Here is a 16,827-nt window from a genome sequence, read left to right as displayed (position 1 = left end):
CCGCCAATTGGCGGGCTTTTTTATGCGGACACTTTACCTAGAAGCTGTTGATACCCAGTAACCAGGCCGCTGCCAACGCGCCGGCCAGACACAGCACGACACCGCCAGCCGCCTGCCAGTAGAACTGACGCACCAGCTCATCCTCACCGGCGCAGGAGAGAATAAACGGCTGCGCTTCTCGCGGCTTGCTCAGGTGATGCTGCTCCGGCTGGGTGCTTTGCTGGCGATGCCGGTCTTCGGCCTCCAGGCTTGCGGCCAGCTGTACCCGCTGCCATTCACGCTCATCCAGCTGACCATTGCCGTCGCTGTCGAAGCGCTGCAGCAGGCCGCCAAAGTCGCTCTTCCACTCGCGAATCACCGCACCTTGAGCAGCCGATAGATCCAGGCCCTGGCGACCGCCGCCGCTGCTGCGAAAATCGCCAATGGCGTACAGTGGCTGACCGGCATGCAAACGTTCCTCGGTATAGCGGTAGCGCTCATCGTTGCTGAACAGCGCACGCCAACCGGTTTTCGCCGCGCCCAGAGGGTGGCGCAGGCTGCCTTTCCAGACTTCACGGGTCAGTGGCCGCACCTGAGCGCCACGCGGGTCGATCAGACAACTGCCGGTGCTGTCGTCGAGTCGCAGCAACGCCTCACTGCTGCCGCTTTCCAGCGTGCGCCAGCTGCGTTTCTTGCCGCTTGAGGTGTATTCTCGATCTTGTAACGCCACCACAGGCACGGCGTATTGGTCAGCGGGCCGAGCAGCTGTGGCTCGGTGCTGTCATGCAGTACGCCATAAAACTCAACATAGCCCTGAGCTGCCGAACGAATCTTCGAGGTCGGCGTATCGAGCAGATGCCGCGCCTGGGAGAAGCGCCGCAAGAACCACCATGCCCCGCCCGCACTGACCGCCACACTGCAGGCCAGCCCAACAACCTGTCCTTGAATATCCACGGCTTAGCCAAACAGCGATTTGAGATCGACGTCGGCTTTTTCACCCTCGCTGAACTCCAGCAGCGCGGCCTCTTTGAAGGCAAAGGCACGAGCAATGATCACATCGGGGAACTGCTCGATGCGCACGTTGTTCAGGTTAACCGCCTCGTTGTAGAGCTCGCGGCGGTCGGCAATACCGTTTTCCAGGCCACTGATACGCTGCTGCAGGTGTTGGAAGCTCTCATTGGCTTTCAGCTCCGGGTAGTTCTCCGCCAAGGCGAACAACTGACCCAGGCCGACGCGCAGGCCCGTCTCGGCCTTGCCCAGGGCATTCATGTCACCTTTGGCCTGGGCGCTGGAAACCGCCTGACGCGCAGCAATCACTGCTTCCAGAGTGCCGCGCTCGTGCTGCATGTACTGCTTGCAGGTTTCCACCAGCTTGGGCAGCTCCTCATGGCGCTGCTTGAGCATTACGTCGATATTCGACCAGGCCTTGCTCACGCCATGCTTCAAACGCACCAGCGCGTTGTAGAGCACCACGACATACGCCGCGAGCAGGACCAACAACACAATGACGACAACACTGGTAAGGCTCATGCGGAACTCCTGAGTGGTTCTTGAAGGCAGCTGTGCTGGCATTTTAGCCCTATCGAATTGCCCGATCGCAGACTTTGCCCACAGCTCGCAGTGAAAAAGCTGCATTGACCCTTTGCGCAAAATGAAAATCTTTCGCATTATGTTTCGGTTTTTGTACCCGCTTGCGTGGGTGCCCACTCTCACCAGCAAAGGATTCCGCCATGCTCCGTATGCCCCTGGCCTCTGCCAGCCTGCTCGCCATCTCCATCTCACTCGCCGGTTGCGGTGAAGACAAAGCACCCGACACCCAAGCTGCCGCACCTGCCGCCAGCAGCGCCAGCGCCCCGGTAGCTGCCACCAGCCAAGTCGATGAAGCGGCCAGCAAAGCGGTGGTCAGCCACTACGCCGACCTGGCCCTGGCCGTATTCAGCGATGCCGTCAGCACCGGAAAAACCTTGCAAGGTGCCATCGATGCCCTGCTCGCCAACCCGAATGACGACACTCTGAAAACCGCCCGCGAAGCCTGGCTGGCAGCCCGTGTGCCTTACATGCAGAGCGAAGTGTTCCGCTTCGGCAACGCCGTGGTCGACGACTGGGAAGGCCAGCTGAACGCTTGGCCGCTGGACGAAGGCCTGATCGACTACGTCGCCAAGGATTACCAACACGCCCTGGGCAACCCAGGCGCCAGCGCCAACATCATCGCCAATACCGAACTGCAGGTCGGCGAAGACAAGCTCGACGTCACCACCATCACCCCGGAACTGCTGGCCAGCCTGAATGAGCTGGGCGGTTCCGAAGCCAACGTCGCCACCGGTTACCACGCCATCGAGTTCCTGCTCTGGGGCCAGGACCTCAACGGCACCAATTCAGGCGCCGGCGAGCGCCCAGCCAGCGATTTCCTCGTGGGTGAAGGCGCCACTGGCGGCAACAACGAGCGCCGCCGCGCCTTTATCAAAGCCGCCGCCGACCTGCTGGTCAGCGACCTTGATGCGATGGTTGTGCAGTGGCAAGCCGGTAAGACCGACAACTACCGCGCCACGCTGGAAGCCGACACCGCTGAAAACGGCCTGCGCAAGATGCTCTTCGGCATGGGTAGCCTGTCACTCGGCGAGCTGGCCGGCGAGCGCATGAAGGTCGCGCTGGAAGCCAATTCCACCGAAGACGAGCACGACTGCTTCAGCGACAACACCCACAACTCGCACTTCTACAACGGCAAAGGTATTCGCAACGTCTACCTGGGCGAATACAAGAAGGTCGATGGCACCACTCTGACCGGCCCAAGCCTGTCGTCGCTGGTAGCCAAGGTTGACGCCGCCGCTGACAGCGCCCTGAAAGCCGACCTCGAAGCCACCGAAGGCAAGCTGCAGGCGCTGGTCGACAGTGCCAACAATGGTAAACACTTCGATCAGCTGATCGCCGCCGACAACGCCGAAGGCCAGCAGATTGTTCGTGATGCCATCGCCGCACTGGTCAAGCAGACCGGCGCAATCGAGCAGGCCGCTGGCAAGCTGGGTATCAGTGATCTCAACCCGGATACCGCTGACCACAGCTTCTAACCGCGTAGAACTTGCTGCAACTCACCAAGTTCTAGCTTGTAGCGATAAAAAAGCCGCGACTCCTTATCCGAGTCGCGGCTTTTTTACGCCAGCCTTTTTATGGCGAGACTGATGTGGGAGGGACTTCAGCCGCGACAAGCACCGCCGAAAGCTCGCCGCGGAAGCGCTTCCCACAGTGGATCGCTGGCTGGCCCCGATCACGGCCAAGCACGCCCCTACAGGGCCGAAATCGCCGGTAACAGTCAGCTCGGATATAGCCTTTTTTGGCACCCTGCGACCTTTGACCACCATCGATAATGCAAATCCGTCTTATTTAAAACGGGGCGGACTGTTAAGATCGGCCGCCTGTTTTCTGTTGCGGATGTCCTTTCATGTTTGCGCCGCATCGCGTTGCGCTGCTGCTGGCTTTGAGCCTGAGCTTGGCCGCCTGCGATACCCCCCCACAGTTCACCCAAGCCGAGCCCGGCGAAGCCCTGTCCGCCGGCAGCGCCACCGTACGCAAGGCGGATCAGAACGCCTTCTCCCTACCGTCTGCCAACCTGTCGACTTCGCGCCGCCTGGATTTCAGCGTCGGCAACAGCTTCTTCCGCAATCCCTGGGTCACCGCGCCGGCCACCACCACCGCGCGTGACGGCCTCGGCCCGCTGTTCAACACCAACGCCTGCCAGAACTGCCATATCAAGGACGGCCGCGGCCATCCGCCAGCGCCTGATGCGCTCAGCTCGGTGTCGATGCTGGTACGCCTGTCGATTCCTGCCGGCAGCGAACATGCCGAGATTATCCAGCGCCTCGGCGTACTGGCTGAACCCACCTACGGCGGTCAACTGCAGGACATGGCCAACCCCGGCGTCGCGCCTGAAGGCAAGGTACGCGTCAGCTACAGCACGCAGCGGGTCAGCTTGGCCGATGGTCAGCAGGCCGAGCTGCGCAAGCCCAACCTGGAAATCAGCCAGCTCGGGTATGGCGCCCTGCATCCCGACACGCTGTTCTCCGCGCGTATTGCCCCGCCGATGATCGGCCTCGGTCTGCTCGAAGCGATTCCCGAAGCGGCCATCCTGGCCAATGCCGACCCCGAAGACAGCAATGGCGATGGCATTTCCGGGCGCGCCAACCAGGTCTGGGACCGCGAGCAGCAACGCACGGTGCTTGGTCGTTTTGGCTGGAAGGCCGGTCAGCCGACGCTCAACCAGCAGAATGCCGAAGCCTTTGCCAACGACATGGGCCTTACCAGCACGCTGGTGGCCCGTGACAACTGCACAACGGCGCAGACGGATTGCCGCAGCGCGCCCCATGGCGGCGAGCCCGAGGTCAGCGACACCATCCTCGCCAGCGTGCTGTTCTACAGCCGCAACCTCGGTGTACCGGCGCGGCGCGGCGCCGATACGCCGCAAGTGCTCGCCGGCAAAAACCTGTTCTACCAGGCCGGTTGCCAGGGCTGCCACACCCCGCAATTCACCACCGCGGCCGATGCAGCAGAACCGGAACTGGCCAATCAGCTGATCCGCCCCTACAGCGACCTGCTGCTGCATGATATGGGCGACGGGCTGGCAGATAACCGCCCGGAGTTCCTCGCCAGCGGCCGCGAATGGCGCACCCCGCCACTCTGGGGCATCGGCCTGACTGAAACAGTCAACGGTCACAGCCAGTTCCTGCATGACGGCCGCGCGCGCAACCTGCTGGAGGCCATCCTCTGGCATGGCGGCGAGGCCGAGGCGGCCAAGCAGCAGGTCATGACTTTCAATGCCGACGAGCGTAGCGCGCTGTTGGCTTTCCTGAATTCGTTGTAAGGAGCCGCAGATGATCCGCTCACCCCTCACGCTCGCCCTGCTCAGCCTCACGCTCACCGCCTGCAGCCCAAGCGATCCGCAGCAGCAGGTCAGCCGCGCGCTCACCGATGGCGTGTTGCTGCCAATCTACAGCGCCTGGAGCGAAGCCGACCGCCAGCTTGCCGTTAGCGGTCAGGCCTTCTGCGCCGGCCAACAGAATCTAGCCGAGGCCCGCCAGGCCTTTGCCAGCGCGCAAAGCGCCTGGGCCGCCGTGCAACCGGTGGCCTTCGGCCCACTGGCAGAGGGCAACCGTGCCTGGCAGGTGCAATTCTGGCCAGACAAGAAGAACCTGGTAGCGCGTCAGGTTGAAGCGCTGGTCAACAGCAAACCCGAGCTGACCCCGGCCGACCTGGATAAATCCAGCGTGGTGGTGCAAGGCCTCACCGCCTATGAGTACCTGCTGTTCGACCCAGCTATCGACCTGAGCGTCGCCGAACAGAAAGCCCGCTACTGCCCGCTGATCGTTGCCATCGGTCAGCACCAGCAAGTACTGGCCGCTGATGTGCTGAGCCAGTGGCAAGCCAAAGACGGTATGGCCACGCTGCTCAAGGACTTCCCCAACGCCCGCTACGCCGAAGCCCCGGAAGCGGTGGCCGAGCTGCTGCGCACCCAGGTCAGCGCCATCGACGGGCTGAAGAAGAAACTCGGCACGCCCCTCGGCCGTCAAAGCAAAGGCCAGCCGCAGCCCTATCAGGCCGAAGCCTGGCGCAGCAAGGCCAGCCTGGCCAACCTCGCCGCCAGTCTGGCCAGTGCCGAACGCATCTGGCTGGGCGCCGAACAGGATGGCATCCAGGCGCTGCTTGGCAGTGATCAAGACGCACTGAAACAACGCATCAACGCCGCCTACAGCGACACCCGTCAGCGCCTGGCCGCCGCCCAGCGCCCGCTCGGCGAACTGCTGAGCGACGAAGCCGGCCGCAGAGAGGTGAATGCCCTGTACGACAGCCTGAATGTGCTGCATCGCCTGCATGAATCCGAACTGGCCAAGACCCTGGGCATCCAGCTGGGCTTTAACGCCCATGACGGCGACTAAAGCATGCAGATCAATCGCCGCGCCTTTCTAGGGCTGAGCATCGCTGCTGTTGCCGCCACGGCAGCGGCCGCCGGCACTTATGGTGGCTGGACGCTTATGCACAGCGGCGCCCAGCCGCTGCTGCTGTCGGCGCGCAACGACAGCGCTGGCAAGCACTTCGCGGTGGGTTACCGACTGGATGGCAGCCAGGTGTTTGCCACCCAGGTCAGCGAGCGCTGCCACGATGTGATCGGCCATCCGTTTTTGCCTATGGCGCTGTTTGTCGGCCGTCGCCCGAGCACCCAGAGCTACCTGATCGACACCCGTAACGGCCGTCTGCTGCAGACCCTGAACTCACCCAAGCAGCGCCATTTCTACGGCCACGCGGTGTTCCACAAGGACGGCGAATGGCTGTACGCCACCGAGAACGACACCTCCGACCCCGGTCGCGGCGTACTCGGTGTCTATCGCCTGCAAGGTGAACAGCTACTGCGCAGCAGCGAACTGTCGACCCACGGCATCGGCCCGCACCAACTGCTCTGGCTGCCAGACGGTGAAACCCTGGCCGTGGCCAACGGCGGCATCCGCACCGAGGCCGATAGCCGGGTGGAAATGAATCTCGACGCCATGGAGTCCAGCCTGGTGCTGCTGCGCCGCGACGGCAGCCTGATCAGTCGGGAGCAGCTGCCCGAACGGATGAACAGCGTGCGCCATATGGCCGTGGCCAGCGACGGCACCCTGGTCACCGGCCAGCAATATATGGACGAGATCAGCGATGTGGTGCCGCTCTTGGCGATCAAACGCCCTGGCCAGCCCTTCCAGTACTTTCCGGTAGCCGATGCGCAGCGCCAACTGATGAACCAGTACACCGCCAGCGTGGCGATCCACAGCGAGCTGCGCCTGCTGGCGTTGACTGCTCCCCGCGGCAACCGGGTGTTTATCTGGGATCTGGACAGCGCCGAACTGCGCCTGGATGCGCCTCTGGCCGATTGCGCCGGCGTAGGCGCGGTAGCCGACGGCTTTGTGGTCAGCAGCGGCGTTGGCCGTTGCCGCCTGTATGACTGCCGCAGCCCCCAGATCAGCAGCAAGCCCCTGCAGCTGCCTGCCGGCCTTTGGGACAACCACCTGCGTCTGGTTTAGCGCCACCGCTAAATCCGTAATACGCCTGCGGCACGCTAAAGAACGCTGCCGCAGAGCCGATCTATACTCCTAACTAGCCGCTGCCTTTGGGCAATCCGGCACAGCTGATACCAGTCGATAAGGATCTTCGCAGTTAGGACGCGCTCAGCGTCACTGGCATCCCGCCTTCCACACTCAAGGGTATCGCCCATGTTTCTGCAAAAATCTTTGCGCGCGCAAATTCTCGCTCTGCTCGGCGGCAGCCTGGCGCTGATACTGGTCACGGCACTGGCCTGTTTCAGTTTCCTCTCCAGCGGCATGCAGGCCTACCGCGGCCTGCTTGAGGGTCCGCTGGAGGCCTCGACGCTGATCGACTCGACCAACCTGAATTTCAAGACCCAGGTACAGGAGTGGAAGAACGTGCTGCTGCGTGGCAGCGACAAAGCTCAGCTGGACAAATACTGGAGCCAGTTCGAAGCGCAGGAACGCAAGGTTCAGGACCTACTGGGCAAATTGAGCGAGCTGGCCGGCAACGACCGTGCACTGAAAACCAAGGTCGATACGTTGCGCAGCGAACACCAGGCGCTCGGCGCCAACTACCGCAAGGGTCGCGACGCCTTTGTCGCTGCCGGCGGTGACGCGGCGGTCGGCGGCAAGGCGGTCTCCGGCATTGACCGCAACACCACCCAGCAGATGGAGGCCCTGGCCAGCGAACTGCACCAACAGAGCCTGGATCAGGCCAGCCTGATCAATGCCTCGGCAGACCGCACCATCACCCTCGGTACCCTACTGATGCTCGGCGCCACCGTGGTCATTGCCCTGTTCAGCCTCTGGTTGATCAACCGCAACCTGATCAACCCGGTTCGCGAGCTGATCGAACATATCGCGCAACTTAGCCGAGGCAACTTCGGTCAGCACGTAGACGCCACGCGTCAGGACGAGCTGGGGAAACTCGCCGTGGCCGCAAATATCCTGCGCGACTTCCTCGCCGACACCTTTACCCGTTTGAAACGCAGCACGGCGGATCTGGATACCGCCAGCGGCGAGCTCAACTCCATCGCAACACTGATGGCCCAAGGCACTCGCGAGCAGTTCTCGCGCACCGATCAGGTCGCCACGGCCATGCATGAAATGTCCGCCACCGCCCAGGAAGTCGCGCGTCACGCAGCCGAAGCCGCCGGCGCGGCCGATGCAGCCGACAGCGCCGCGCGCCAGGGTGAGACGGTGATGCAGGCGACCATCAAAACCATCACCGATATTCGCGGCGAGATCAGTAACACCTCTGAGGTGATTCGCCGCCTGGAAGCCGACAGCGGGCGCATCGGCAAGGTGCTGGAAGTGATTCGCGGCATCGCCGAGCAGACCAACCTGCTCGCGCTTAACGCGGCCATCGAGGCTGCCCGCGCCGGCGAACAAGGCCGCGGCTTTGCCGTGGTGGCCGATGAAGTGCGCACCCTGGCGCAGCGCACCGCCGAGTCCACGGCGGAAATCCACCAGATTATCGACACTGTGCAAACCGGCGCGGTCAATGCGGTGCGCGCCATCGAAAGTGGTCAGCACCGCAGCGAGGAAGGCGTGACTCAGGTCACCGAGGCCGGCGCGACGCTGCAACTGATCACCAGTGCAGTGGAAGCCATTCGTGATATGAACCGGCAGATCGCCACCGCCGCCGAAGAGCAGACCTCGGTGGCCGAAGACATCTCGCGCAACCTCACCGAAATCACCGCCATCGCCACCGCCAATCAGGAGAACGTGAAGCGCACCGAGAGCGCCGGGCAAAACCTGCAAATCCTCTCCGGACAACTCAACGAAGTGACCCAGCGTCTGAGCACTTGATCGGCGCAACGCAACACACAAAATGCCAGCACATGCTGGCATTTTGCTTTAAAAACACTTGACCAACCTGGCAACTTTTGCACCGCAATCTTTTGCAAATGCGAATCTTTGACAGGCCACGGCGAGGGGTCTAATGTGCCCCTCTTGCCTATTCCCAGGCCCTCATCCGCTTTGCCAAGGAACCGGAATATGTTGCTTCGCCGCATGCTGATCATGCTCGGCGCAGTACTCGTCGTGGTACTCGCCCTCGCCGCCTACAAAGGCTTTTCCATCTACCAACAAGTGCAGATGTTCTCGGCACCGCAGCCGGCCATCAGCATTGATGCCGCGACAGCAGAAGAACAGCCGTGGCAGGGTCGCCTGCCAGCCATCGGCACACTCAAGGCCTTCCAGGGTGTTGACCTGACCGTGGAGGTCGGCGGCACCGTGCAGCAGGTGCTGTTCCGCTCCGGCGAACAGGTCACCCTGCAGCAGCCACTGATCCAGATGGACAGCGATGTCGAGCAGGCCAGCCTGGGCACTGCGCAGGCCGAACTGGGCCTGGCCCGCGTGGAGTACGAGCGCGGTCGTAGCCTGGTCACCCGCCAGAGCATCTCGAAAAGCGAGTTCGACCGCCTCTCCGCCAGCCTGCAGAAGGCCAATGCCAGCGTCGCCCAGCTGCAGGCACAACTGGCGAAGAAGCGCATCCTTGCGCCCTTTGCCGGCACTATCGGCATCCGTCAGGTGGATGTCGGTGACTACCTGGCCTCCGGCACCACCATTGCCACTCTGCAGGACCTGAGCAAACTCTACGTCGACTTCTTCCTGCCCGAACAGGCGGTGCCCAAACTGGCCATTGGCGAGCGCGTGCGCTTCAGCGTGGCGGCTTACCCAAACGAGGTGTTCGAAGGCGAAATCGCCGCGATCAACCCCAAGGTCGAGGACACCACCCGCAACGTGCAGGTGCGCGCCATGCTGGCCAACCCGGAAAGCAAACTGCTGCCCGGCATGTTCGCCAACCTGGAAGTGCTGTTGCCCGGCGAGCAGAACCTGATCGTGGTACCGGAAACTGCCATCACCTACACCCTCTACGGCAACTCGGTGTCCGTGATCGGCGAGAAGAAGGGCGAGGACGGCCAGGTGGTCAAAGATGACAAAGGCCAGGCTGAACTGGTGGTCGAGCGCCGTTTCGTCGAAACCGGCGAACGCCGCGACGGCCAGGTGGTGATTCTCAAAGGCCTGCAGGCCGGTGAGCAGGTGGTATCCGCCGGCCAGCTGAAGCTGGATAACGGCGCCCACGTCAGCATCGCCAATGCGCAGGCCAAGCCGAGCGACGAGTAATCGCGCAGGCGTAAAGGAACTTATTTATGGCTTTTACTGATCCCTTTATCCGTCGCCCGGTATTGGCGACCGTGGTCAGTCTGTTGATCATCCTGCTTGGCTTCCAGGCATTCAGCAAACTGACCATCCGCCAGTACCCGCAGATGGAAAACGCCCTGATCACGGTGACCACGGCTTACCCCGGGGCCAACGCCGAGACCATTCAGGGCTATATCACCCAGCCGCTGCAACAGAGCCTGGCCAGCGCCGACGGTATCGACTACATGACCTCGGTCAGCCGGCAGAACGTGTCGATCATCTCGATCTATGCGCGTATCGGCGCCAATAGCGACCGTTTGTTCACCGAACTGCTGGCCAAGGCCAATGAGGTGAAGAACCAGCTGCCGCAGGACGCCGAAGACCCGGTACTGAGCAAGGAAGCTGCCGATTCCACGGCGCTGATGTACATCAGCTTCTACAGCGAGGAACTGAGCAACCCGCAGATCACCGACTACCTGTCGCGGGTGATCCAGCCCAAGCTGGCCACTCTGCCCGGCATGGCCGAGGCCGAGATTCTCGGCAATCAGGTGTTCGCCATGCGTCTGTGGCTCGACCCGGTGAAGATGGGCGCCTACGGCGTGACCGCCGGCGACGTCAACGACGCCGTGCGCAAGTACAACTTCCTCGCTGCCGCGGGTGAAGTAAAAGGCGAGTACGTGGTCACCAGCATCAACGCCGAAACCGACTTGAAGTCGGCCGAGGCCTTTGCTGCCATCCCGCTGAAGACCGTGGGCGACAGCCGCGTGCTGATCCGCGATGTGGCGCGGGTGGAAATGGGCGCGGAAAGCTACGACTCGATCAGCTCCTTCGATGGCACCCCCTCGGTGTACATCGCCATCAAGGGCACGCCGGGGGCCAACCCGCTGGACGTGATCAAGGAAGTGCGCAAGGTCATGCCAGACCTGGAAGCGCAGCTGCCACCCAACCTGAAAGTTTCCATCGCCTATGACGCCACGCTGTTTATCCAGGCGTCCATCGACGAAGTGGTGAAAACCCTCGGCGAAGCGGTGCTGATCGTCATCGTCGTAGTGTTCCTGTTCCTCGGCGCGTTCCGCTCGGTGCTGATCCCGGTGATCACCATCCCGCTGTCGATGATCGGCGTGATGTTCTTTATGCAGCTGATGGGCTACTCGATCAACCTGCTGACCCTGCTGGCGATGGTGTTGGCGATCGGTCTGGTGGTGGACGACGCCATCGTCGTCGTGGAAAACATCCACCGGCATATCGAGGAAGGCAAAACACCCTTCGATGCGGCCATTGAGGGCGCGCGGGAGATCGCCGTGCCGGTGGTATCGATGACCATCACCCTGGCGGCGGTGTACGCGCCTATCGGCTTCCTCGAGGGCCTTACGGGCGCGCTGTTCAAGGAATTTGCCCTGACCCTGGCCGGCGCGGTGATCATCTCCGGTATCGTCGCCCTGACCCTGTCACCGATGATGTGCGCCAAGCTGCTGCGCCATGAGGAGAATCCGTCGGGCCTGGCGCACAAGCTCGACCAGATATTCGACAATCTCAAGCAACGCTATCAGCGCGCCCTGCACGGCACACTGGATACCCGCCCGGTGGTCCTGGTGTTTGCGGTGATCGTCATGTATCTGATCCCGGTACTGCTCAAGTTCACCAAAAGCGAACTGGCCCCGGAAGAAGATCAGGGCATCATCTTTATGATGGCCAGCGCGCCGCAACCGACCAACCTGGAGTACCTGAACAAGTACACCGATGAGTTCGTGACCATCTTCAAGGAGTTCCCCGAGTACTACTCCTCGTTCCAGATCAACGGTTTCAACGGTGTGCAATCGGGTATTGGCGGCTTCCTGATGACGCCGTGGAACGAGCGCGAACGCACCCAGATGGAGTTGCTGCCGGAGGTGCAGGGTCGCCTGTCGCAGATCGCCGGCCTGCAGATCTTCGGCTTCAACCTGCCGTCCCTGCCGGGTACCGGTGAAGGTTTGCCGTTCCAGTTCGTGATCAACACGCCGAACGATTACCAGTCGCTGCTGCAAGTGGCCGAGCGGATCAAGCAACGCGCGGTGGAGTCCGGCAAGTTCGCCTTCCTCGACGTCGACCTGGCCTTCGACAAGCCTGAAGTGGTGGTGGAAATCGACCGCGAGAAAGCCGCACAGATGGGTGTGTCGATGGAAGACCTCGGTCTGACCCTGGCCAGCCTGCTCGGTGAAGGCGAGATCAACCGCTTTACCATCGACGGACGCAGCTACAAGGTGATTGCCCAGGTCGAACGTGCCTACCGCGACAACCCGGAGTGGCTCGGCAGCTACTACGTGAAGAGCGAAAGCGGCGCGATGCTGGCCCTGTCGACGCTGGTCAAGGTCAGCGACCGCGCGCGGCCGACCCAGCTCAACCAGTTCCAGCAGCTCAACTCGGCGATCATCCAGGGCGTACCAATCGTCAGCATGGGTGAAGCCGTCGACACGGTGACGCAGATCATGCGCGAGGAAGCCCCGGCCGGTTACGCCTACGACTTCGCCGGTGCATCGCGCCAACTGGTGCAGGAAGGCAATGCGCTGTACATCACCTTCGGCCTGGCCCTGGCGTTGATCTTCCTGGTACTGGCGGCACAGTTCGAGAGCTTCCGCGACCCGCTGGTGATCATGGTCACGGTGCCGCTGTCGATCTGTGGTGCGTTGATTCCGCTGTTCCTCGGTCTGTCGAGCATGAACATCTACACCCAGGTGGGCCTGGTGACGCTGATCGGTCTGATCACCAAACACGGCATCCTGATCGTCGAGTTCGCCAACCTGCTACGCCGTGAGAAAGGCCTGTCGCGTCGAGAAGCGGTCGAAGAAGCGGCGGCAATTCGCCTGCGTCCGGTGCTGATGACCACCGCGGCGATGGTCTTCGGCATGGTGCCGCTGATCCTGGCCACCGGCGCAGGTGCGGTCAGCCGCTTCGACATCGGCCTGGTAATCGCCACCGGCATGTCGATTGGCACGCTGTTTACCCTGTTCGTGCTGCCCTGCGTGTACAGCCTGCTGGCGCAGCCCGATGCACCAGCGACAACGGCCAAGGCCCACTAACAAAAAAGCCCTGCAGTGCAGGGCTTTTTTCTATCTGTCGAATCACCCACCGAACAGGCTCAACCTTGTGACCGAGCACCTTGGGACAGGCTGAACATAAACAGCAGCAGGTCGTGATCCGGCTTGAGCGCCTCGGCCGTTCGTGCCTGGGGTGGCAACGGGCAGTAGCCGCGCTCATTGAGGGTGATGACCTGGGGGCTGGCTTCCTGCCAGGCCGCCGCCGCGAGCGAGGCCACGCTGAGCGCGGTCACCAGGAACAAACCTCGTGCGATTTCTAGCTTCATCACTGCAACCTCTTGATAGCGCTGCCAAACGCTGTTTGTAGACCCTAGATCACTGATAACCGCAGTGTCGCGCTTTGCGACCAGCGGTCGTTACTGCCGGACTCTACCGGCAACTCCATCCAGATCATCCTGATCCACAAGCAAGCCATTTAGCTGGCCAGGCTTCGAGCTACGTTTGCACCAATGGTTCAATACGCGAACAAACCAAGGATTGGGATCCGTATCAGCGCACCCGAAGGTAACAACCCAAAAGTCACTTAATTGCCCAATTGCATCAGTGTGGTGCGAGATAGAACCTGCGGTTTTAAAACAGCCACAGGCAAAACCGTAACCGGCACAACCTCCAGCCACACGACAAAAGCGGCGTGGTAGAGCACATCCAGGTGAGGTCAAAACACGAAGCGGCAATGCTGAACAGCAGCACGGCGCAAATTGACAGGCTCCAGTCCGGGAGCACGCATCACACAAAGCAATTGGCGTACCGCTTTGCCGCGAGGGACTGTTATAGCCGATAAAAATGAAAACCCCGTGACAGGCACGGGGTTTCCTTTACAGCGTACATGCCATCTGGCGATGGCCTGTGGGAGCCGGGCTGGCTTACATCATGCCGCCCATGCCACCCATGCCGCCCATGTCTGGCATACCGCCAGCGGCCGGCTTGTCTTCAGCCACTTCGGCGATCATCGCTTCGGTGGTGATCATCAGGCTGCCGATCGAAGCTGCAGCTTGCAGCGCCGAGCGGGTGACCTTGGCCGGATCAAGAATACCCATCTCGATCATGTCGCCGTAGGTGTCGGTAGCGGCGTTGAAGCCGTAGTTGCCCGAACCCTGCTTGACCTTGTCGACCACAACACTTGGCTCGCCGCCAGCGTTGGAAACGATCTGACGCAGCGGCGCTTCAACAGCGCGACGCAGCAGAGCGATACCGACGTCCTGATCGGCGTTGTCGCCTTTCAGTTCGCTGATGGCCTGCAGAGCGCGAACCAGTGCCACGCCACCGCCAGGTACCACGCCTTCTTCAACGGCGGCGCGGGTCGCGTGCAGGGCGTCGTCAACGCGGGCTTTCTTCTCTTTCATTTCAACTTCGGTGCCGGCACCAACTTTGATCACCGCAACACCGCCAGCCAGTTTGGCCAGACGCTCTTGCAGCTTCTCTTTGTCGTAGTCGGACGAGGTGTCTTCAACCTGCTTACGGATCTGCGCAACGCGCGATTCGATATCAGTCTGCTGACCTGCACCGTCGATGATGGTGGTGTTTTCTTTGCTCAGGATTACGCGCTTGGCGTTACCCAGGTGCTCCAGGGTGGCGCTTTCCAGGCTCAGACCGATCTCTTCGGAGATCACGGTACCGCCAGTCAGAACAGCGATGTCCTGCAGCATGGCCTTGCGACGATCGCCGAAGCCCGGTGCCTTAACGGCAGCGACTTTAACGATGCCACGCATGTTGTTCACAACCAGAGTCGCCAGGGCTTCGCCTTCAACGTCTTCGGCCACGATCAGCAGCGGACGACCGGACTTGGCCACCGCTTCCAGAACTGGCAGCAGCTCACGGATGTTAGAGATCTTCTTGTCGACCAGCAGAATCAGCGGGCCGTCGAGCTCGGCGACCATGGTGTCTGGCTTGTTGATGAAGTACGGGGACAGGTAACCACGGTCGAACTGCATGCCTTCAACAACCGACAGTTCGTTTTCCAGGCCCGAGCCTTCTTCAACGGTGATCACGCCTTCTTTACCGACTTTTTCCATGGCTTCGGCAATGATTTCGCCGATGGAGGTGTCGGAGTTGGCGGAGATCGAGCCAACCTGAGCGATGGCCTTGGTGTCAGCGCACGGCTTGGACAGGTTCTTCAGCTCGGCCACGATGGCGATGGTCGCCTTGTCGATGCCGCGCTTGAGGTCCATTGGGTTCATGCCGGCAGCGACGGCTTTCAGGCCTTCGTTGACGATGGCTTGAGCGAGAACGGTAGCAGTGGTGGTGCCGTCGCCTGCGTCATCGTTAGCGCGCGAAGCAACGTCTTTAACCAGCTGAGCGCCCATGTTCTCGAAGCGATCTTTCAGCTCGATTTCTTTGGCAACGGAAACGCCGTCTTTGGTGATGGTCGGAGCGCCGTAGCTCTTCTCGATGATCACGTTACGGCCTTTCGGGCCGAGGGTCGCTTTTACAGCGTCAGCCAGAACGTTGACACCGGTGAGCATTTTCTTGCGGGCGGAATCGCCGAATTTAACTTCTTTAGCAGCCATGATGTTTATTCCTTAATTCGTTCAAATAGAGCGGAATTCGTAGCGTCGGGGCGCTGAAATCAACCTTCAACGACAGCGAGGATTTCGCTCTCGCTCATTACCAGCAGGTCTTCACCGTCAACTTTCACGGTGTTGCTGCCGGAGTAAGGGCCAAACACCACTTTGTCGCCGACTTTGACGGCCAGGGCGCGCACTTCACCGTTGTCCAGCACGCGGCCGGTACCGACAGCGAGGATTTCACCGCTGTTGGCTTTCTCGGCAGCGGAGCCTGGCAGCACGATGCCGCCTGCGGTTTTCTTTTCTCCTTCGCTGCGACGGATTACGACGCGGTCATGCAGAGGACGAAGCTTCATTGTCGATCTCTCCCAATAGGTGGTTTACAGCGGCTGGTATATTCACCAGCGGGTTAGCAAAGTCCGGCGAAGCCGGTAGCGATACGCCAGGCGTAGCGCTGAAGTCTGATCTGCCGATACGACAGAAAACCTTGCGGTGACCGCTACATAAGGGCGCACAAGGGGATTTCAAGGGCAGAGGGTGAAATTTTTAATATGTGGACGCCTTTTTACGAGCCGCAAATCAGTCGCGGCGTTCGTATTCGCCTTCCAGCACATTGGGTTGGCCCGCACCCGACCGAGCGTGCCCGGAGCGTGCGGCCTGATCGTCGAAAAAGGCACGTTGACGCATGGCCTGCTCCGCGGCACGCAGGCGCACCTTGTTGACCAGCAGACGGCGGGTGAAGGGGATCAGGCAAAACACACCGAAGATGTCGCTGATAAAACCCGGCAGCAGCAGACCACCACCAACGGCAATCAGCAGGCCTTCGAGCATTTCCTGCTCAGGCAACTCACCGCGCGCCAGCTTTTCCCGTGCACGCCAGGCGGTGGCAACGCCGGCTACACGCAGCAAAACACTGCCGAGAATGGCAGTGCCGATGACCAGCAGCAGCGTCGGCAACACGCCAATGGCGCTGCCCACCTGAATCAGCAGGGCCAGCTCAATGATCGGAAACAGTAAAAACAGAAACAGAAAGGCGCGCATCAAAGGTTCCTTAACGGAAGATCAGCTTCCAGT

The 16,827-nt window shown here is 61.4% G+C and carries 12 protein-coding genes and 1 pseudogene; 7 read left to right on the top strand and 6 right to left on the bottom strand.

Annotated features, from left to right (window positions below; translation table 11 throughout):
* Positions 1 to 37: 37 nt before the first annotated feature.
* Positions 38 to 933: pseudogene (locus tag BLW24_RS14185) on the bottom strand (GIDE domain-containing protein).
* Positions 934 to 936: 3 nt separating this feature from the next.
* Entirely contained in the window at positions 937 to 1,509 is a 573-nt protein-coding gene (locus BLW24_RS14180) for a LemA family protein (RefSeq protein ID WP_090382537.1), read from the bottom strand.
* A gap of 200 nt (positions 1,510 to 1,709) precedes the next feature.
* Between BLW24_RS14180 and BLW24_RS14175 the strand changes: the two genes are divergently transcribed.
* The 7 genes from BLW24_RS14175 to BLW24_RS14145 all read left to right on the top strand — a co-directional run bounded on the left by BLW24_RS14175 (position 1,710) and on the right by BLW24_RS14145 (position 13,231).
* Positions 1,710 to 3,044, top strand: a complete 1,335-nt coding sequence (locus BLW24_RS14175; protein ID WP_090382533.1) for an imelysin family protein — start codon at positions 1,710 to 1,712, stop codon at positions 3,042 to 3,044.
* A gap of 371 nt (positions 3,045 to 3,415) precedes the next feature.
* A complete protein-coding gene (locus BLW24_RS14170) occupies positions 3,416 to 4,831 on the top strand; it encodes a di-heme oxidoreductase family protein (RefSeq protein ID WP_090382526.1) in 1,416 nt (471 codons plus the stop codon).
* 10 nt (positions 4,832 to 4,841) lie between these two features.
* On the top strand, positions 4,842 to 5,903 hold the full coding sequence (locus BLW24_RS14165; RefSeq protein ID WP_090382522.1) for an imelysin family protein: 1,062 nt from the start codon (positions 4,842 to 4,844) through the stop codon (positions 5,901 to 5,903).
* Positions 5,904 to 5,912: 9 nt separating this feature from the next.
* A complete protein-coding gene (locus BLW24_RS14160) occupies positions 5,913 to 7,022 on the top strand; it encodes a DUF1513 domain-containing protein (protein ID WP_090387744.1) in 1,110 nt (369 codons plus the stop codon).
* Positions 7,023 to 7,211: 189 nt separating this feature from the next.
* A complete protein-coding gene (locus tag BLW24_RS14155; protein ID WP_090382515.1) occupies positions 7,212 to 8,837 on the top strand; it encodes a methyl-accepting chemotaxis protein in 1,626 nt (541 codons plus the stop codon).
* Between the two features lie 189 nt (positions 8,838 to 9,026).
* Positions 9,027 to 10,157 carry an efflux RND transporter periplasmic adaptor subunit gene (locus BLW24_RS14150; protein ID WP_090382511.1) on the top strand — a complete coding sequence of 377 codons (1,131 nt, stop codon included), beginning with the start codon at positions 9,027 to 9,029 and terminating at the stop codon, positions 10,155 to 10,157.
* A gap of 26 nt (positions 10,158 to 10,183) precedes the next feature.
* Positions 10,184 to 13,231 (top strand): multidrug efflux RND transporter permease subunit, encoded by a 3,048-nt coding sequence (locus tag BLW24_RS14145; RefSeq protein WP_090382506.1) that lies wholly within the window; start codon positions 10,184 to 10,186, stop codon positions 13,229 to 13,231.
* Positions 13,232 to 13,290: 59 nt separating this feature from the next.
* Here the strand turns inward: BLW24_RS14145 and BLW24_RS14140 are convergent, their stop codons facing one another.
* The 4 genes from BLW24_RS14140 to BLW24_RS14125 all read right to left on the bottom strand — a co-directional run bounded on the left by BLW24_RS14140 (position 13,291) and on the right by BLW24_RS14125 (position 16,794).
* Positions 13,291 to 13,515, bottom strand: a complete 225-nt coding sequence (locus BLW24_RS14140) for a hypothetical protein (RefSeq protein ID WP_090382500.1) — start codon at positions 13,513 to 13,515, stop codon at positions 13,291 to 13,293.
* A gap of 597 nt (positions 13,516 to 14,112) precedes the next feature.
* Complete coding sequence (gene groL, locus BLW24_RS14135; protein WP_090382494.1) at positions 14,113 to 15,756, bottom strand: chaperonin GroEL; 1,644 nt, start codon at positions 15,754 to 15,756, stop codon at positions 14,113 to 14,115.
* A gap of 59 nt (positions 15,757 to 15,815) precedes the next feature.
* Positions 15,816 to 16,109, bottom strand: coding sequence for a co-chaperone GroES (locus BLW24_RS14130; protein ID WP_090382488.1), 294 nt, complete (start codon positions 16,107 to 16,109; stop codon positions 15,816 to 15,818).
* A gap of 223 nt (positions 16,110 to 16,332) precedes the next feature.
* Positions 16,333 to 16,794 (bottom strand): FxsA family protein, encoded by a 462-nt coding sequence (locus tag BLW24_RS14125; RefSeq protein WP_090382485.1) that lies wholly within the window; start codon positions 16,792 to 16,794, stop codon positions 16,333 to 16,335.
* Positions 16,795 to 16,827: the final 33 nt, after the last annotated feature.

The sequence above is a fragment of the Pseudomonas anguilliseptica genome, from assembly GCF_900105355.1.
Taxonomy (GTDB): Bacteria; Pseudomonadota; Gammaproteobacteria; order Pseudomonadales; family Pseudomonadaceae; genus Aquipseudomonas; species Aquipseudomonas anguilliseptica.
This window is presented reverse-complemented; position numbering and strand designations above follow the sequence as displayed.

Bases quoted from the DNA above. Each gene is read 5' to 3' on its own strand.
- BLW24_RS14180 (WP_090382537.1), bottom strand. From the start codon at position 1,509: ATGAGCCTTACCAGTGTTGTCGTCATTGTGTTGTTGGTCCTGCTCGCG.
- BLW24_RS14175 (WP_090382533.1), top strand. From the start codon at position 1,710: ATGCTCCGTATGCCCCTGGCCTCTGCCAGCCTGCTCGCCATCTCCATC.
- BLW24_RS14170 (WP_090382526.1), top strand. From the start codon at position 3,416: ATGTTTGCGCCGCATCGCGTTGCGCTGCTGCTGGCTTTGAGCCTGAGC.
- BLW24_RS14165 (WP_090382522.1), top strand. From the start codon at position 4,842: ATGATCCGCTCACCCCTCACGCTCGCCCTGCTCAGCCTCACGCTCACC.
- BLW24_RS14155 (WP_090382515.1), top strand. From the start codon at position 7,212: ATGTTTCTGCAAAAATCTTTGCGCGCGCAAATTCTCGCTCTGCTCGGC.
- BLW24_RS14150 (WP_090382511.1), top strand. From the start codon at position 9,027: ATGTTGCTTCGCCGCATGCTGATCATGCTCGGCGCAGTACTCGTCGTG.
- BLW24_RS14145 (WP_090382506.1), top strand. From the start codon at position 10,184: ATGGCTTTTACTGATCCCTTTATCCGTCGCCCGGTATTGGCGACCGTG.
- BLW24_RS14140 (WP_090382500.1), bottom strand. From the start codon at position 13,515: ATGAAGCTAGAAATCGCACGAGGTTTGTTCCTGGTGACCGCGCTCAGC.
- groL (WP_090382494.1), bottom strand. From the start codon at position 15,756: ATGGCTGCTAAAGAAGTTAAATTCGGCGATTCCGCCCGCAAGAAAATG.
- BLW24_RS14130 (WP_090382488.1), bottom strand. From the start codon at position 16,109: ATGAAGCTTCGTCCTCTGCATGACCGCGTCGTAATCCGTCGCAGCGAA.
- BLW24_RS14125 (WP_090382485.1), bottom strand. From the start codon at position 16,794: ATGCGCGCCTTTCTGTTTCTGTTTTTACTGTTTCCGATCATTGAGCTG.